This is a genomic window from Methylobacterium sp. ME121, assembly GCF_000974725.1.
Lineage (GTDB): Bacteria > Pseudomonadota > Alphaproteobacteria > Rhizobiales > Beijerinckiaceae > Methylobacterium > Methylobacterium radiotolerans.
The window spans coordinates 1-15,706 of record NZ_BBUX01000104.1 but is presented as its reverse complement, the minus strand read 5'-3'; the positions used below and the strand labels follow the sequence as shown (position 1 = coordinate 15,706).

General features: G+C 74.5%; 17 protein-coding genes. 7 read left to right on the top strand and 10 right to left on the bottom strand.

Going from position 1 to position 15,706, the window contains the following annotated elements:
• The 3 genes from ME121_RS30790 to ME121_RS30780 all read right to left on the bottom strand — a co-directional run.
• On the bottom strand, positions 1 to 224 hold a 224-nt coding region (locus ME121_RS30790; RefSeq protein ID WP_491892919.1), incomplete at its 3' end, for a WGR domain-containing protein.
• 47 nt (positions 225 to 271) lie between these two features.
• On the bottom strand, positions 272 to 2,572 hold the full coding sequence (locus tag ME121_RS30785) for a DUF5682 family protein (RefSeq protein WP_107645638.1): 2,301 nt from the start codon (positions 2,570 to 2,572) through the stop codon (positions 272 to 274).
• Positions 2,573 to 2,580: 8 nt separating this feature from the next.
• Positions 2,581 to 3,690, bottom strand: coding sequence for an ATP-binding protein (locus ME121_RS30780; protein WP_012318381.1), 1,110 nt, complete (start codon positions 3,688 to 3,690; stop codon positions 2,581 to 2,583).
• Between the two features lie 631 nt (positions 3,691 to 4,321).
• On the opposite strand from ME121_RS30780, the gene ME121_RS30775 reads away from it, so the two are divergent.
• Positions 4,322 to 4,633 (top strand): hypothetical protein, encoded by a 312-nt coding sequence (locus ME121_RS30775; RefSeq protein ID WP_029360819.1) that lies wholly within the window; start codon positions 4,322 to 4,324, stop codon positions 4,631 to 4,633.
• Positions 4,634 to 5,055: 422 nt separating this feature from the next.
• Positions 5,056 to 5,184: a hypothetical protein gene (locus tag ME121_RS34535; RefSeq protein WP_280951380.1), complete on the top strand. Its 129-nt coding sequence runs from the start codon at positions 5,056 to 5,058 to the stop codon at positions 5,182 to 5,184.
• 29 nt (positions 5,185 to 5,213) lie between these two features.
• On the opposite strand, the gene ME121_RS30765 is transcribed toward ME121_RS34535, so the two are convergent.
• From ME121_RS30765 to ME121_RS30745, 5 genes are all read right to left on the bottom strand, one after another.
• The gene (locus ME121_RS30765) at positions 5,214 to 8,453 is read right to left on the bottom strand and encodes an efflux RND transporter permease subunit (protein ID WP_059410168.1); all 3,240 of its coding nucleotides are present in this window, start codon (positions 8,451 to 8,453) and stop codon (positions 5,214 to 5,216) included.
• An 11-nt stretch (positions 8,454 to 8,464) separates the two neighbouring features.
• Entirely contained in the window at positions 8,465 to 9,844 is a 1,380-nt protein-coding gene (locus ME121_RS30760) for an efflux RND transporter periplasmic adaptor subunit (RefSeq protein ID WP_059410167.1), read from the bottom strand.
• Positions 9,845 to 9,978: 134 nt separating this feature from the next.
• The gene (locus ME121_RS30755; RefSeq protein WP_053621391.1) at positions 9,979 to 10,350 is read right to left on the bottom strand and encodes a hypothetical protein; all 372 of its coding nucleotides are present in this window, start codon (positions 10,348 to 10,350) and stop codon (positions 9,979 to 9,981) included.
• A 63-nt stretch (positions 10,351 to 10,413) separates the two neighbouring features.
• Entirely contained in the window at positions 10,414 to 11,454 is a 1,041-nt protein-coding gene (locus ME121_RS30750; RefSeq protein ID WP_059410166.1) for an AraC family transcriptional regulator, read from the bottom strand.
• 253 nt (positions 11,455 to 11,707) lie between these two features.
• Entirely contained in the window at positions 11,708 to 11,887 is a 180-nt protein-coding gene (locus tag ME121_RS30745; protein ID WP_020095106.1) for a hypothetical protein, read from the bottom strand.
• Between the two features lie 206 nt (positions 11,888 to 12,093).
• Here ME121_RS30745 and ME121_RS34530 point away from each other — a divergent pair, with 206 nt between their 5' ends.
• The 5 genes from ME121_RS34530 to ME121_RS30725 all read left to right on the top strand — a co-directional run bounded on the left by ME121_RS34530 (position 12,094) and on the right by ME121_RS30725 (position 13,912).
• Positions 12,094 to 12,270, top strand: coding sequence for a hypothetical protein (locus ME121_RS34530; RefSeq protein ID WP_165850988.1), 177 nt, complete (start codon positions 12,094 to 12,096; stop codon positions 12,268 to 12,270).
• Between the two features lie 36 nt (positions 12,271 to 12,306).
• Complete coding sequence (locus ME121_RS30740; RefSeq protein WP_012318392.1) at positions 12,307 to 12,549, top strand: hypothetical protein; 243 nt, start codon at positions 12,307 to 12,309, stop codon at positions 12,547 to 12,549.
• Between the two features lie 151 nt (positions 12,550 to 12,700).
• Positions 12,701 to 13,066 (top strand): hypothetical protein, encoded by a 366-nt coding sequence (locus tag ME121_RS30735; protein WP_024830558.1) that lies wholly within the window; start codon positions 12,701 to 12,703, stop codon positions 13,064 to 13,066.
• 107 nt (positions 13,067 to 13,173) lie between these two features.
• The gene (locus ME121_RS30730) at positions 13,174 to 13,386 is read left to right on the top strand and encodes a hypothetical protein (RefSeq protein ID WP_012318394.1); all 213 of its coding nucleotides are present in this window, start codon (positions 13,174 to 13,176) and stop codon (positions 13,384 to 13,386) included.
• A 265-nt stretch (positions 13,387 to 13,651) separates the two neighbouring features.
• Entirely contained in the window at positions 13,652 to 13,912 is a 261-nt protein-coding gene (locus tag ME121_RS30725) for a hypothetical protein (protein WP_059410170.1), read from the top strand.
• 7 nt (positions 13,913 to 13,919) lie between these two features.
• On the opposite strand, the gene ME121_RS30720 is transcribed toward ME121_RS30725, so the two are convergent.
• Both ME121_RS30720 and ME121_RS30715 read right to left on the bottom strand, forming a co-directional pair.
• Complete coding sequence (locus ME121_RS30720; RefSeq protein WP_024830557.1) at positions 13,920 to 14,099, bottom strand: hypothetical protein; 180 nt, start codon at positions 14,097 to 14,099, stop codon at positions 13,920 to 13,922.
• Positions 14,100 to 14,288: 189 nt separating this feature from the next.
• Positions 14,289 to 14,771: a DUF2721 domain-containing protein gene (locus tag ME121_RS30715; RefSeq protein ID WP_024830556.1), complete on the bottom strand. Its 483-nt coding sequence runs from the start codon at positions 14,769 to 14,771 to the stop codon at positions 14,289 to 14,291.
• Positions 14,772 to 15,706: the final 935 nt, after the last annotated feature.

Here is a 15,706-nt window from a genome sequence, read left to right as displayed (position 1 = left end):
GGCCCGGCGGGCGCCGGGTCGCCGGCCGGGCGATAGCCCTTGCCGGTCTTCTCCCGCACCAGCCGGTCGCGCTCGGCCTGCGCCGCCTGCGCGCTCGGGAAGAGCTTGGTCTTGGACTGCCCCTGCGTGCCGATCCGCCCGAATCTCACGATGAGAACGCTGTCCTCGGTTCCGGCCTCCCAGAACTTCGCCGATGATCCCGCCGTCAGCTCGTAACGCTGCATGCAGTCCTCTCCCGGTGGCGCGGCGGTAAAATTTTCCTTGTCGGGTCTCAGGTCAACCCGTAGCGGGCGAGCCGCGCGGCCACCCGCGCCTCGCGGGCCAGGGCCTCGGCCTGATCGGCCGGGCGCGCGCGCTGGCGCATCCAGGCCAGGGCCTCGACCTCGGCCCGGGCGGCGCCGAGGCCGCTCCGGCGCAGGATCGCGACGGCGATGCGCTCGCGCTCCCGGGGCGGGAACCACGCGAACGCCATCCGCAGGGACGGCAGCGCCCGCAGGAAGTCGTCGTCGCCCCAGGCCGCCACCAGCCCCTCGACGGACGCCAGGGTGGCGTCGGCGGCGATCTCCTCGCGGGCGAGGGCGAACAGGCCGGCGAGGAAGTCGCCGAGCGTCGCGGGCAGGCCGAAGCGGCGCAGCCGGGCGAGGGCGGCCTCCGGGTCCGATCCGGCCGCGCCGCAGGCGACCCGGAAGCCGAGCGCCGCCCCCGCGAGGGCCGGGGGCGTCTCCGGGTCGGCGAGGCGCCGGCCGAGCATGGCGGCGAAGGGCGCGCGCAGGTCGTCGAGGCCCGGCACCTCCGCGCCGGCCTCGCGGAACAGGTCGCGGCAGGCGAGGACCAGGGGGATGGCGCCGAGCCCCGCGCGCGGCTCGCGGATGCCCTCGAGAACGAAGAGCGCCCGGGCCGCCAGGACGGCGCAGAGGCGGGCGAGGGCCGGCCGCGCCGGCGCGAAGGCGTCGCCGAACCGGTACAGCCGCACGATCCCGGCCCCGGCGGCGCCCAGGGCCGCGGCGTCGTGCGCCGCCGCGATGCCCGCACTGAGGCGGGCCAGCAGCTCGCCCTCCAGGGTGAGGCCGGCGAACAGCGCGTCGGACAGGGCCCGGGTGAGGACGTCGAGGGCGTCGGGCGCCGCCTCGACCCGGGCGGTGATCCGGGCGGAGGCGGCCATCTCCAGGGTCCCGCCCCAGAGCGAGGCCTCGATCAGGGCGCCGAGCCAGTGCGGGTGGCGCGCGAGCGTGAAGCGCTCCCGCGGCAGGCCGGGCTCGGCCCGGTCCGGCCCCTCGCGGGCGATCCCCGGCAGCCCGAGCAGCACCAGCCGGTGCAGCAGGTGCGCCCGCGCCCGGTCGGCCGGCTCGGCCCAGTCGAGGTCGACGTGGCGGCGCACAGGCCCCGGCTCCAGGTCGGCGGCGCGCAGGCGCTCGGCGACGTCGGCCACGAGGGGCGGCTGCCGGGTGCCGGGGGCGAGGCGTCCCTCGCGCCGGCCGGTGAGCGCACGGAGCATCGCGGCGAGCGCGGGGTGGCCGGGCGCGGCGCCGCCGGCCGCCCAGGCGGGCGGGCGGTCGAGGGCGTCCTTCACCAGGGCGGCGAGGGCCGCGTCGATCAGGTCGGCGCGCAGGATCGCGGGATGGGCGCGCAGCCGGGCGAGGGCCTCGGCGTGGACCCGCCAGGCGACGCGGTCGGCGGTGGAGACGACCTGCCCGGCCTCGCGCAGGGCCGCGGTGATCGCCGTCATCGCCCAGTCGGCCGCGGGGGCGAGGCCGGCGGAGGCGACGCGCTCGTAGTAGCCCGGCGCCGGCATGCCGGCCGCGTAGCCCGAGAACCGGTCGAGCCGGGGATAGGCGTAGGGCACCACGTAGCTGCCGGTGCGCAGGTCCGGCCCCGGCGGCGCCGGCTCGGGCCGGGTCCCGTCCGCCCGCGCGGCGTGGCGCCGGACGGCGTCCGCGTGCCAGCCGCCGCAGACGAGGACGACCGGCCGGTCGCCGGCCGCCCGCAGGGCGTGGGCCGCGTAGGCGCCCATGAAGCGCTCGCGGGCCTCCTCGGCGGGATCGTCCGTGCCCGGCGGGCGCAGCAGGGCGAAGTAGCGGTCGAGCCGGGCCGGCAGCTCCGCCTCGGGCGCCGCCTCCGCGAGGACGTCCCAGAGGGCGTCCTGGTCGGCGACGCCGAGGGCGGCGGCGAGCGCCCGCTCGGCCGCCTCCGCGCGGGCCCCGTGCGGGTCGGCGTAGCGGTTGGCGCGGCGCCCGAAGGCCGGATCCCAGGCCGGCAGGTCGCAGAACAGCGTCTCGGCGCCCACCGCCCGGCCCGCCTCCAGGGCCTGCCATTCCGGCGAGAAGGCGCAGAACGGCGTGTAGGAGGCGGCGCTGCCCGCCGCGTCGGCCCGGAACGAGAAGATCGCCACCGGCAGGTCGTGGCCGAGGGCGAGGTCGGGCAGGTGCGGGTTGAAGTCGACCGGCCCCTCGATCAGCACGCAGGCCGGCCGCAGGGCCGCGATCGTGCGCCGGACGAGCCCGGCGCAGGCCGGGGAATGGTGGCGCACGCCGATGACGGTCAGGCGGCCGGGATCCGGCGCGGGACCGCTCATTGCGGGGTTCATTGCGGGGTGAGGAGGTGCCGCGCCGCGTAGAACGCGCGCCACGCCGCGCCGGAGCGGCGGCTGACGCGCTGGTCGAGGTAGCGGCGCAGGCGGGCGAGATCCTCGGCGTCGTCCTTGGCGGCGGTGCCGGCGAGGCAGGCGACGATGTCCTCCGGCTGGCCGGCGTCGCCCCGCAGAAAGTGGGCCTTCACGCCGATGGCGTGGGCGACGCTGACCGCCTCCGCGGTGCTCATCACGGACGAGAGCCGCTCCATGCCGGTGCCCTCCGTGTCCACGGCCTCACGCAGCTCCCGGAAGCAGGTCACGAGCAGTTCGAGCACCTCCGGATCCGGGCCGCGGGGCACGCCGGAGCGGGCGAGCAGCGCGGTGGCCTCGCGCTGCACCAGGGCGAGCTCGGCCTCGAGATCGGCGATCGGGAACACGGTCTCGAAGCCGAACCGGCGCTTGAGGGCCGCCGACATCTCGTTGACGCCCCGGTCGCGGGTGTTGGCCGTGGCGATCAGGTTGAAGCCCTCCCGGGCGTAGACCATCCCGTCCGCGCCGGTGAGTTCGGGCACGGAGAGCACCCGGTCGGACAGGACCGAGAGCAGGCTGTCCTGCACCTCCAGCGGGCAGCGGGTCAGCTCCTCGAAGCGGACGATCCGCCCCTCGCTGAGGCCGGTGTGGAGGGCGCCCGGCACCAGGGCGCGCGGGCTCGGCCCCTCGGCGACGAGCAGCGCGTAGTTCCAGCCGTAGCGGATCTGGTCCTCGGTCAGCGACGCGCCGCCCTGGATCGTCAGGGTCGAGCACCCGCTGATCGCGGCCGCGAGGAGTTCCGAGAGCAGGCTCTTGGCGGTCCCGGGCTCGCCGATCAGCAGGAGGGCGCGGGAGGTGGCGAGGGTGACCATGGCCCGCTCCACCAGGGCCGGGGCGCAGACCACCTTGGCGGGGGTCGCGCCGTCGCCGCAGATGAAGCGCCGGACGGCCTGGAGCGAGAGCTGCCAGCCGGGCGGCCGCGGCGCCGTATCCTCGGCGCGCAGGCGCGCGAGCTCCGCGGCGTGGACGGCCTCGGCCGGGGGTCTCTGACGCGCCTCGCGATCGCCGCCCGCCCGCACCGCCTTCGCCATGCACCCGCCCCTGCCGTCGCGCCGACTCGGTCGACGTGTCCTGCGATCGGCAGATCATGCCCCGGCACGCGCGGGTCTCTCAAGCGGTTCCGCCTATCCGCGATCCCGTCGCCAAGCATTGGCGGCCCGGCCGCGGGCATTCACCGGTCCGGGCGATCCGGCGGACGATCAGGATCGGGCTAGTCCCGAAGACGGCCTACATCGACACCAAGCACAGCGTCAGGATCGCGACCTCGAAGACGATCCATCCGCCGAAGACGACGACCAGCTCCCAATCGGTTCTCTCTCCAGTCTTAGCCAAAGCGTACATGTTCGACCTCCTCGCGGAGCCCGATAGGCCGCAAGCGAATTCAGTCACAATGATGAAATGCAACGCGAATGAATATCTAAACAGGTTCTGCAACGGATTGCAATTGTGCGTGCCCGCGCGAGCGCGAACATAAATCAATACATCGCCATAGAAATGCGCCCCCGCCCGCTTCGACGCGGAATTATCGCATCGCAGCAAGTATTGTCCCGCAACGCGCCGCCCGCGCCGGACCGATCCCGGTGGCGTGAACGGGATCCGTCCGGCCGCGTTGCCCCGATACGCCCGAAGAGGCGGCCTGGGGAAACGTTCGAGGGTTCGCACATGAAGACGTTGATCAGCCTGACCGTCGCCGGCCTCCTGGCAACGGGCGCGGCCGCCACGGCCGCGGAGAATACCGGTCCCCGGATGCAGGGCTCGCCCAACGCGGCCGGCTACACGGGCAAGGGCGAGACGGGCAAGGGCGAGACGGGCAAGGGCGAGACGGGCAAGGGCGAGACGACGGGCACCACGACCGGATCTCCGGGCTCGGAGATGCCGAAGCAGGATGGCCGGATGAAGGGGCCGCCGAACGCGGCCGGCTTCCAGCCGGGCGGCAGCGACGCCGGCTCGGCCGGAGCCTCGGGCCGTCGCTGATCAGGTCCTGGCCCCGGCGTCGCGATCGATGCCGGGTCCCGGCATCGATCGGCCTGGACGGCGGCCGAACGGGCTGCGCAACGCGGAAAGCCCCCGGAGACACGGCGCGCGCAACGACATCCCCGCCACGGTGACGGCGATCGAGCGCGGAGATGTGATGGCCCGGGTCGAGGTGGAGCCGGTCGGCACCGCCCACCGCGTGGCCCCGGTCATGAGGGTCGACTCGCTGGAAGAGCCGGACCGCCCCAGGAGGGCGACACCGTCCACGCGCTCGCCGAGGCGGTGCGCGCTGCTGGTGAAGCCGCAGCCGCCGGGCGCGGGGCCGCCGTCACCCCGCCGTCATCCCGTCGTCATCGGGCTGGCCTAGGGCGGCGCCTCCCGCCCACCCGACCGGCTGCGCTCACCCGATGGATTGGTTCGACTTGCCCGAAGACACCCGCCCGTCATCGCCTGCCGACGAGAGCCGGATGCGGCTCTACATCGCCGTGGGGCTGATCGGCATCGGGGCCCTCGGGATGGTCGGCGGGATGCTGCAGATCCTCCCCGCCTGACGAAGGGCGCGGCGGCGGCGCGGGCGCCGTCAGGCCGCACGGTCCGTCAGCGGCTCGGCCCCGACCGCGCTCCGGACGGCGGGTCCGGCGCGCCCGAACCGCGCGTAGAGCGCGGGCAGCACCACCAGGGTCAGGAGCGTCGCGCTGATCAGGCCGCCGATCACCACGGTGGCGAGCGGCCGCTGCACCTCGGCGCCGGTGCCGGTGGCGAGCGCCATCGGCACGAAGCCCAGGGAGGCGACCAGCGCGGTCATCGCCACCGGCCGCAGCCGGGTGAGGGCGCCCTCGCGGATCGCCGCCCGCAGCGGCCGCCCCTCGGCGACGAGCTGCTTGATGAAGGTCAGCATCACGAGGCCGTTCAGGACCGCGACGCCCGAGAGGGCGATGAAGCCCACCGCGGCCGGCACCGAGAGCGGCATCCCCCGCAGCCACAGGGCCGCGAGGCCGCCGGTGAGCGCCAGCGGCACCGCGCTGAACACCAGGAGCGCGTCCCGCGCGCTGCCCAGCGCCGAGGTGAGCAGCAGGAAGATCAGGAAGAAGCACACCGGCACCACCACGGTGAGCCGCGCCTGAGCCGAGGCGAGGTTCTCGAACTGGCCGCCCCAGGTCACGGAGGCGCCCGGCGGCAGGGTCACCTGCGCGGCGACCTTCCCCTGCGCCTCCGCCACCAGCGAGCCGATGTCGCGCCCGCGGACATTGGCGGTGACCACGACCCGGCGCCGGCCGTTCTCGCGGCTGATCTGGTTCGGGCCCTCGCTCACCGAGAACTGCGCCACCTGCCGCAGGAGCACGGAGGCGGCCCGGCCGTTCGCGCCCGGGGGGAGGGGGACGGGCAGGTTCTCCAGGGCCTCCCGGTCCTCGCGGACCTGGTCGGTCAGGCGCACGACGATCGGCACGCGCCGGTCGCCCTCGAACACGACCCCGGCGTCCCGGCCGCCCATGGCGGCGCCGATCACGTCCTGGATCGCCCCCGTGCTGAGGCCGAGCCGGGCCGCCTCGGTCCGGTCGATCCGGATCTCGAAGACCGGCAGGCCGGCGATCTGCTCGACCTTCACGTCGTCGGCCCCCGGGATCCCGCGCAGGATCGCGGCGATCCTGTTGGCGGTCTCCAGCATCGGCTCGAAGGCGTCGCCGAACACCTTCACGGCGAGGTCGCCCCGGGTCCCGGCGAGCAGCTCGTTGAAGCGCAGCTGGATCGGCTGGGAGAACTCGTAGACGTTGCCGGCGAGCTCGCTCAAGGACGCCTCGATCTGCTCCTGCAGTTCGGCCTTCGACAGGCCCGGGTCAGGCCACTCGGCCTGCGGCTTCAGCATCACGAAGGTGTCGGAGGAATTCGGCGGCATCGGGTCGGTGGCGACCTCGGCGGTGCCGGTCTTCGAGAACACGTAGGCGACCTGCGGGAACTTGGCGATCACCCGCTCCACCTTGAGCTGCATCGCCTGCGACTGGGTGAGGGAGGTGGACGGGATCCGGGTGGCGTTGAGGGCGATGCTCTTCTCGTCGAGCTGCGGGATGAACTCGGTCCCGAGCCGGGTGGCGAGCAGGCCGGCGCCCGCGAGGAGGAGCAGCGCCGCCCCGACGAACGGGGTGGGCGTCCGGATCGCCGCGGCGAGGACGGGCCGGTAGACCGCCTTCAGGCCCCGGACGAGGGGGTTCTCCGCCTCGGTGACCCGGCCGGTGAGGGCGACGGCGATCAGGGCCGGCACGAAGGTCAGCGAAAGCACGAAGGCCGCCGCCAGGGCGAGGATGACGGTCAGCGCCATCGGCTGGAACATCTTGCCCTCGACCCCCGTGAAGGTCAGGAGCGGGACGTAGACCAGCATGATGATCGCCTGCCCGTAGAGGGACGGCTTGATCATCTCCTCGGCCGAGTCCCGCACCGTCTCCAGGCGCTCCTCCAGCACGAGCGGCCGCCCGATCTTGCGCTGCCGCTCGGCGAGGTGGCGGAGCGCGTTCTCCGTGATGATCACCGCCCCGTCGACGATGAGCCCGAAATCCAGCGCTCCGAGGCTCATCAGGTTGGCCGAGATCCTGCCCTCGACCATGCCGGTCACGGTCATCAGCATGGCGACCGGGATGACCAGCGCGGCGATCAGCGCCGCCCGGATGTTGCCGAGCAGCAGGAACAGGACGACGATCACGAGGGCCGCGCCCTCCGCGAGGTTCCGGCCCACCGTGCGGATCGTGGCCTCGACGAGCCGCGTCCGGTCGAGGACGGTCTGGACGACGATGCCGGGGGGCAGGGCCCGCCGGATCTGGTCCATGCGGGCGTCGACGGCGGCCGACACCGTGCGGCTGTTCTCGCCGATCCGCATCAGGGCGGTGCCGATCACGGTCTCCTGCCCGTTCTCGCTCGCCGAGCCGGTGCGCAGGTCGCGCCCGATCCGCACCGTGGCGACGTCGCGGATCCGCACCGGCACGCCGCCGCGGCTGGCCACCACGACGTCGGCGATCGCCTCCGGGCTCTCCAGGCGGCCGGCGGCGCGGACCACGTAGCTCTCGCCGTTATCCTCCAGGTAGCGGGCGCCCTGGTTGGAATTGTTGGCCTGGAGCGCCCGGGCGACGTCCGCGAACGAGAGGTCGAGGGCGGTCAGCTTCGTGGGGTCCGGCTGGACGTGGTACTGCTTCTCGAAGCCGCCGATCCCGTCGACGCCGGCGACGCCCGGGACGGACTTGATCTGCGGCCGCACGATCCAGTCCTGCACCGTGCGCAGGTAGGCGACCTGCTCCAGCTCCGTCCTGAGCGCCTGGCCCTCCGGGGTCCGGTAGCTCCCGTCCGGCTGCCAGCCCGGCCGGCCCGCCGGCACGGTCGCGCGCTCAGGCAGCGGCGCGTACTGGACGGACCACATGTAGATCTCGCCGAGGCCCGTGGAGATCGGGCCCATCCGCGGCTCGACCCCGGAGGGCAGGTCCTCCCGCACCTGGGCGATGCGCTCGGCGACCTGCTGGCGGGCGAAGTAGATGTCGAGGGACTCGGCGAAGACCGCGGTGATCTGCGAGAAGCCGTTGCGCGAGAGCGAGCGGGTGTACTCGAGGCCCTTGATGCCGGCGAGGGCCGTCTCGACCGGGTAGGTGACCTGCCGCTCGACGTCGGCCGGCGACAGGGACGGGGCCAGGGTGTTGATCTGGACCTGGTTGTTGGTGATGTCGGGCACCGCGTCGATGGGCAGCCGCGTGAGCGCGGCGGCGCCGAACCCCGAGGCCAGCAGCACGAGGAGCAGCACCAGCCAGCGCTGGCGGACCGAGACGGCGAGGATGCGGCTGATCATCGTCCGTCTCCTCAGTGGTCGTGGCCGGCGTCGGCCTTGCCGAGCTCGGCCTTCAGCAGGAACGCGTTGCCGACCGCGATCTCGGCGCCGGGCTCGAGCCCGGCGGTGACCTCGTAGGCCTCGTCGTCGGACCGGCCGAGGGTGACCGGCCGCTTCTCGAACCCCTCGGCCGTGCGCACGAAGACGGCGCTCCGGCCCTCGATGGTCTGGACGGCCGCCTTGGGGATCCGGACCGGGACCGCGTCCTGCGCGATCTCGACTTCGGCGGTCACGAAGGTGCCGGGCCGCCACGCGAGGTCGGGATTCGGCAGGGCGACCACCACGCGGGCCGAGCGCGTGTCGGGGTTGAGGAAGGGGCTGACGAAGATCACCCGGCCCTCGGCCCGGCGCTCCGCCTCGCCCGTCCGGCCGGGCGTGACCGTCACGCGGGCGCCCTCCCGCACCTGGGCGAGGTCGAGGGTCGGCACCGACAGCTCGATCCAGACCGTGGAGAGGTCGGCCACCGTGTAGAGGTCGGCCGGATCGCCCTCCTTGCCGACCGCCGTTCCGACATCGACCTTGCGCTCGACGATGCGCCCGGCGAGCGGCGCCCGCAGGGGGTAGCGGCGCAGGGTCGACTGGTTCGGCGTGGCCTCGTCGCGCTTCTGCGCGGCCGCCACCTCGGCGGCGTCGAGGCCGAGCGCCGACAGCTTCTGGCGGGCGAGGTCGACCCGGAGCCGGTTCTCCAGATAGGCGGCGCGGGCGGTCTCGAAGGCCGCCTCCGAGGCGCTGCGCGAGGCGAGCAGCTTCTGCTGGCGCTCGAAGTTGATCGTCTGCAGCTCGGCCTGGACCTGGGCGGTGAGGTACTCGCTCTTGGCGTCGGCGACCTCGCGGCTGTCGAGGATGGCGACGACCTCGTTCGTCTGCACGGCGTCGCCGAGGCGCTTGCGCATCTCGGCCACGGTCCCGACCACCCGGGCCGGGACCCGGGCGATCCGGTCGGTGTCGGGCGTGATCGTGCCGGGGACGAGGAGGTGGCGCGCCAGCGTGCCGCCCCCGACCGTCCGCGTGACGATGTCCTGGCCGGCGACTTGGTCGGGCCGCATCCGGATCGTGCCCCGCTCGTGGGCCTCGTCGGCGCCGTGCGCGTGGCCGTGCGCGTGGTCGTGCGCGTGGCCGTGGTCGGCGTGATCGTCGCCCGCGTGCGGATCGGGCGCGGCCTCCGGCCGGCCCGGCGCGGCGGCCGCGGCGCGATGATCGGGATCGTCGGCCGGAGGGCGGGCGAGCCCGGCGGCCGCGAGGGTCTGCCGGAGACGGTCGGGCAGGGTGGGGACGGCGGGAACGGCGGAGCCGAGGGCGAAGCCGGCGGCCAGAAGTGCCGCGGCGGCGGCCACGGACGGGACGATGCGCATGGGGAAGCTGCTCGGCCGGGACGGCGGGGTGCCGCGCGCGGCGGTCCCGGGAGGTCCCGTTCAGGTGACACGTGAGGGCGAACCCGGAGCCTGTTCGGAATCCGGGCGGAGCGCCGCCCGCGGGCGGCGTCAGCTCAGGCGCGCGGGGGCCGCGGCAGCCGGTCGGGACTCACGGAGGGGCGGCCCTGGGCGAGGGCGCCCGGCCGCAACCGGCCCGGGGCGGCCGGGGGCGCGATCTCGGTCGCCTCCAGGCGGGCCGCCTGATGGCAGCCGCAATGGAGGTGCTCCGAGAGGCCGGGATCGACGGTCGCGGGGGCCGCCGGCGCGTCGAGGGCCGGGCCCTGGCTCCGGTCGTGATGGCCGCCCGCGTGGAAGGCGAGATCCGCCGCGAGGCCGACGCCCGGGGCGGCGACGGTCAGCGCCAGGACGAGCGCGAGCGTGCGGGCGACGAGCGCCCACCAGCGCCGCGCCCCGGCCGGGCGCCTATGCCGAACCTCGAAGGTCATCGCGGCCCTTATGGTCCATCCGACGCCGGGGGCACAAGGTCCGGGTTCCGGCCCCGGACCCGCTCAGGCCGCCAGCTTGAGGACCCACTGGTAGAAGTCGGTCCAGGTCTCGGCCTGGGCCGGCGGCTCCGCGGCCGTGGACCGGGCGGGCTCGGCCGCAGCCTGGGCGCGGACATCCCGGGGGGCGCAGCCGAACTCGGCGCGGAAGGCCTGGGTGAAGTGCGCGGGGCTCTCGAAGCGCCAGCGATACGCCACCTCGGAGATGCGGGCGAAGCGCCCGTCGCCGGCGGCGAGGTCGCGATAGGCGCGGGCGAGCCGGCGCTGCCGGATGTAGCCGGACACGCCGCCGAGGGGGACGAACAGCCGGTAGAGGGCGCTGCGCGAGACGCCGAACCGCAGCCCGATCGTCTCGGCGGACAGGTCCGCGGAGGCGAGCTCGGCCTCGACGAAGCGCCGGATCGCGACGAGCAGCGGCGCCCGCTCGGGCGGCTGCGTGCCGCCCTCGTCCTGCGGCAGGCCCAGGGTCGCCGCCCCGAGCAGCGCGGCCGTGGCCTCGGCCGCCGCCGCGGCCTCCGGCTCCGAGAACCCCGTCGCGTGCGCGCTCAGGGAGCGCAGGTGGTCGTTGAGCATCCGGCCGAACGGGGTCGCGCCCCGGATCACCGACCCGTGCAGGGCGTCGAGGGCGCTCTGCCGGGCTCCGAAGAGCGGGCGCGGCAGCACCACCGTGATCGCCTCGTAATCCGTGGAGGCCGCGGAGAGCGGCTGCGACAGGTCGAACAGGCAGATGTCGCCGGGGGCGCAGTCCCGCTCCCGGCCGCCGATCGTGACCCTCGACTGCCCGGAGACGCGCATGTGGGCGACGATGTGATCGACGCCCATCCGGGCGGTCAGGGCCCGCGCGCGCACGAACTCGAGCCCGGAGGCGCGGGCGCTGCAGACGATCGCGGTGCCGAGGTGCCGGACCCGGGACTGCCCGCGGAAATCGGACAGGTCCTCCCGGCGGATCGTGAAATCCCAGAACGGCGCGACGGCGTCGCGCCAGTCGTCGGCCTGACGAGGGCCCGGGCTCTCGCCCGTGAGCTCCAGGATCGGTTTCGGTCGCATCGCCCGTGTCGGTCCCGACCGGGCGCGGCCCGGTCACGCCGACAGTATGGCGATTCTGCCTGCCCAGAAAAGTGGCACTCCGTTCCAATCACCGGACTCTGGGCCGCGCCCCGTCCCGGCGGGGTCGGCAAGGGCCCGGCAAGGGATCGGCAAGGGCCCGGAAACAGAACGTCCCGCAGGCCGGGTGGCCGCGGGACGGAGAGTTGCACGGTTGTGAGGATCGAGGGCTTCGATCCTGACGGTTAACCGACCGTTACCGGCCGCTCGGGGCCGCGCCGCTGCCGGTGGCGCCGTTGCCGGTGCTGTTGTCGCCCGCGGGAGCGCCGGGGGACGAGGTGTTGCCGTTGGGGGTGCTCTGCGCGGCGGCCATCCCGGCGCTCCCGGCGACGAGGGCGAGGGCGAGCAGGGCGGACTGGACGGTGCGGCTGGTCATGGCTCTCCTTGTATCCCGATCGGGTTCTCGACGTGGGTTCTCGCCGTGCCGGCTCGTGCCGGCGTTGGCTGGAGAACCGCCGCCCGGCGCCCCCGTTCCCGCCGGGGCAGAGCCGGCGCGAATCGGCCGCAGCCGCCGACGGCCGTTCGTCGGGAACACCCGCGACTCCCCCGAGCTTGTCCGAGGGTCGAGACCGGGGGCGTGGCGTGAAGGTGTTCCGGATCATGCAGGCGGCGACGGGCGCGGTTCTCTGGAGCGGCGCTGCGCTCGATCCCCTGGCGGCCCTCGACGCGATGGCGCGCGCCGCCGGCTTCCGCGACCGCACCCGGATCCCGGACCACCTGCGGGCCGGCGGCCTCCACGTCGAGGAACTGCGGGCCTGATCCCGCCGCGCCGGCGGACCCATCCGGAGGGAGACCATGACCAAGCTGTTCATCGCGCAGGTGCGCGACGGGGGCGGCGAGCGGCCGCTCGTGACGGTCCGGGCCGAGGCCGAGGGCGAGGCGCGCCTGTTCCTGTCGGCCGCCTATCCGGAGGCCGAGATCGCCCACGTCGCCGAGCCCGGCGACTGGACGAGCGACGCCGATACCGGATCCCGGGCCGGGGACATCCGCGAGCATCCCGGCGTCGCCTGGCAGGCCCCGTCCAGCCTGGCGGGCTGAGACGCGTCCCCCGGGCCGCCCAGCCCGTCCCGGCCGCCTGAACCGGTGTGGACCGGGGAGAAGTGGCGAGAAGCGGGGAGAACCGGGTGGTGCGGACAATTGGAGCGACGCCGTTCACGCGTCCCTAGGGGCGCCGCACCGAAGGTGCCGCATGCGTTCCGCCGATCCGACCCCGCGCCTGTTCGCGGCCGCGGCCGCCCTCACCGGCACCGGGATCCTGATGTGCCGGACCGAGCCGTCCCGGGACGGGATCCTGATCGGCCTGTTCTGCCTCGGGCTCTGGGCCCTCGGGACCCTCGCGGCCCGGTCGGAGCGCCCGGTGCGGCCCGCGCCGGCGAGGCGGCCCATCGTGCTGGAGGCGGTCGTCGTCGAGACACCCCGGTCCCCCCCGGAGCTTCTGCCCGCACCGCGTCCCGCGGCGGCCCGGGACCGCGCCCCGGCGGGATTCGCCCGGCTGCCGGAGGTTCCGACGCACCGGCAGCGCGTGGTCGAGCGCTCCACGCGCAGGCGCGGCTAGCCGCGGTCGAACACGCCCCGCTGGGGGTGTCGGCCACGGTCGCGAGCTTCTGCCGCACCGCCGATCCCGGTCTCCCCGCGTTGCCCGCAGCCACTCAGGAGATCAGCATGGCCGACAAGTCCGCCGACACGTCAAACGTGACGACCTACACGGTGAAGCAGGCCCTGGCCGCGAAGGTGGCCGACCACATCGAGATCGCGGTCGAGGCGCAGGACGGCACGAAGCTCAAGCTCGTCGCGACCGCCGACCAGCTCGACGCGCTCGTGGGCGACCTGGAGACGATCCTGGACGCCGACGACGCGGAGGGCGAGGCGGCCTGAGCGGAGCGCGGGCGGCTCCGACCGCCGGACGACGGCCGCCCGCGCACGCCGCGCGGGCGGCCCACGGGGGCGCTCGGGGCAAACGCGTGAGGCACCACCGCGCGAGGCACCACCGCGCGAGGCACAGCGCGAGATCGCCCCGGGCCGGACGAATCTGGTATGGATCGCGCTCGACGCGTCGAACCGAGGAGGGCCGGATGTTTCGCGGCGTGCCCGCCATCCGAACCGGCACAGGGCCGGCCCCGTGACCGGACGGGACATCGCGATGGCTCCGCCCGGGACCACCGCGCCCTACCGGCTGCAATGCATGATCCACCGCGAGAGCGCTGGCGGCATCATCATCCACGACGAGCAGATTGCCGGCCCCCTCGAGGAGGCGGCGGTCGCCGCCGCGAAGGCCCGCTTCGCGACGCTGCGTGCCGGCCGCGCGGGCTCGGCGGCCCTGCGGGATGCCGCCGGGCGCGTCGTCTGGTCGGCCCGGCAGGACGCCGCGACGCCCGGCACCGCGGGATCCGCCTCCCGGTAGGTTCCGGTCAGGTGAGGTGGCGCGGCTCCAGATCGATCACCGGGCCACCGAGGTCGAGGAACTCGTCCTCGTACGGGAGCGCCTCGTCCGGTTCCTCGGCCTCGCGCCGCCCGAACGGGATGAGCGCGGACAGGATTCCGAGGCAGAGTGCGCCGGCGACGAAGGCAATCAGGATCGCGATGCTCATGGCGGAACACTCGGGCGCGGCCGGCGGCGGAATCAGGCCACCGGCAGACTAAGGCCCGGTTCCCGGGCGCCGCAATCGAAATCGCCGCCGGTTCGGCCCCGATCGCCCTACCGGCACCGCGGGCGCGCCCGAGCGGGCGCCGCAGGATCGCCCCCGCGATCACCGGGAGGACCGGGCGCTTCGAGGGCTTCACCGCGGCGTCGACACCGCGTCCTTCTGGCGGTCGACCGCGTCGCGGACGCCGCGGCCGGCCATGAGGATCTCGGTCATGAACGCCGCGATCGCCGCGACGGTGCAGACCAGCGCCGCCCCGAAGCAGGCGAACAGGACGGACGCGGTCGCCGCATCGCGCAGCGCGCCGACGAACAGCGTGAGCACGGCCAGACCGATCAGGCCGCCCGCCAGCGAGGCCAGGACCACCGCCACGTCCAGCACGAAGGAGCGCCGTCGCAGGAAGGTCAGGCGGCGGGCGAGGCGAGCGGCCTCGGCGTCCGTCGCCCGGGCGGCCTCCGCCGAGAGGCTGTCGACCTTGTCGGAGATCCGGCCGAGGCGGGTCGAGAACACGTTGAGCAGCGTCGCCAGCGCCGAGAGCAGGAAGGCGGGCGCGAGCGCCACCTGGATGATGTGGGCGATGCTGTCCGGTTCGGTGGCGCTGAGGGAGAAGCCGAACATCGGCGGGCTACACGCGCGGACGCGTCAAGTGCCGCCCCCGCCGGCGACCGGGCCGGACGGCCGCGCGGCGGCGCGACCGATGCGGACCGGGGGCGTCACCACAGGAGGCCTTCCGCCTGCAGCCCGGCCACCAGCAGGAACAGCGCCGAGAGGAACGCCACCGCGAGATACGGGGCCGGCGTGTCGGTCATCGAGGCCTCCCGGCCGGCGCGGGGCCGACACCGTCCATCCGGACCCGGAGGGCCGGCATCGAAGGCAGCGCGACGGGGTGCATGCGCGTCTCCTGAGATCTCCACCGACGACGAGGCCGGCACATAGGGCCCCCGGCGCGCCGGAAAAGCCGCGACGGCCGCGCCGCCCGGCCGTGGCGGCGTCTTCTCCACAGGCCGGGGGAACGGCGCCGCGCCGGCGCCGTTCCCCCGCGAGATCTGCCGCTCCCCAGGACATCGATCCGGCGCCGGCCGGGCGACAAGACCCGGCGGCGCCGGATCAAGACTCGGGCGGGACCGGACGCAGGCTTCATCTGCGCGGATCCGCGACCGGCATCGCGAATAGGCGCGGCGCAATTGCGCGGACGCGTCCAGACCCTCTGCGATACGGGACCGGATCGCACGAGATCTGCGGCACAGCCCGCGGCCGCGGGCCGGGGCATCGGCGGGAACGGCCGTAAATTAATGTTAACCGCTCGCGGGATCGCGAGCGGGCTTGCGGGGCGCCGGCCGGTAGGATTTATTAAACCTCGAAGCTTCCTGGTTGGTCCTGGGAACGTTCACCGACAAACTGAAGCCCCGTCCGCCCCCCGCGCGACGGGGCATTTTGTTTCCGGAAACACTCGGATACAGATCCTCTTCTTGGCTTTGACCGGTCGATTTCGCGATGTGCTCCAGCGCACCCGCCCGTTTCGACGCCGAGGACCCGATTCCGGGCTGTTGCAG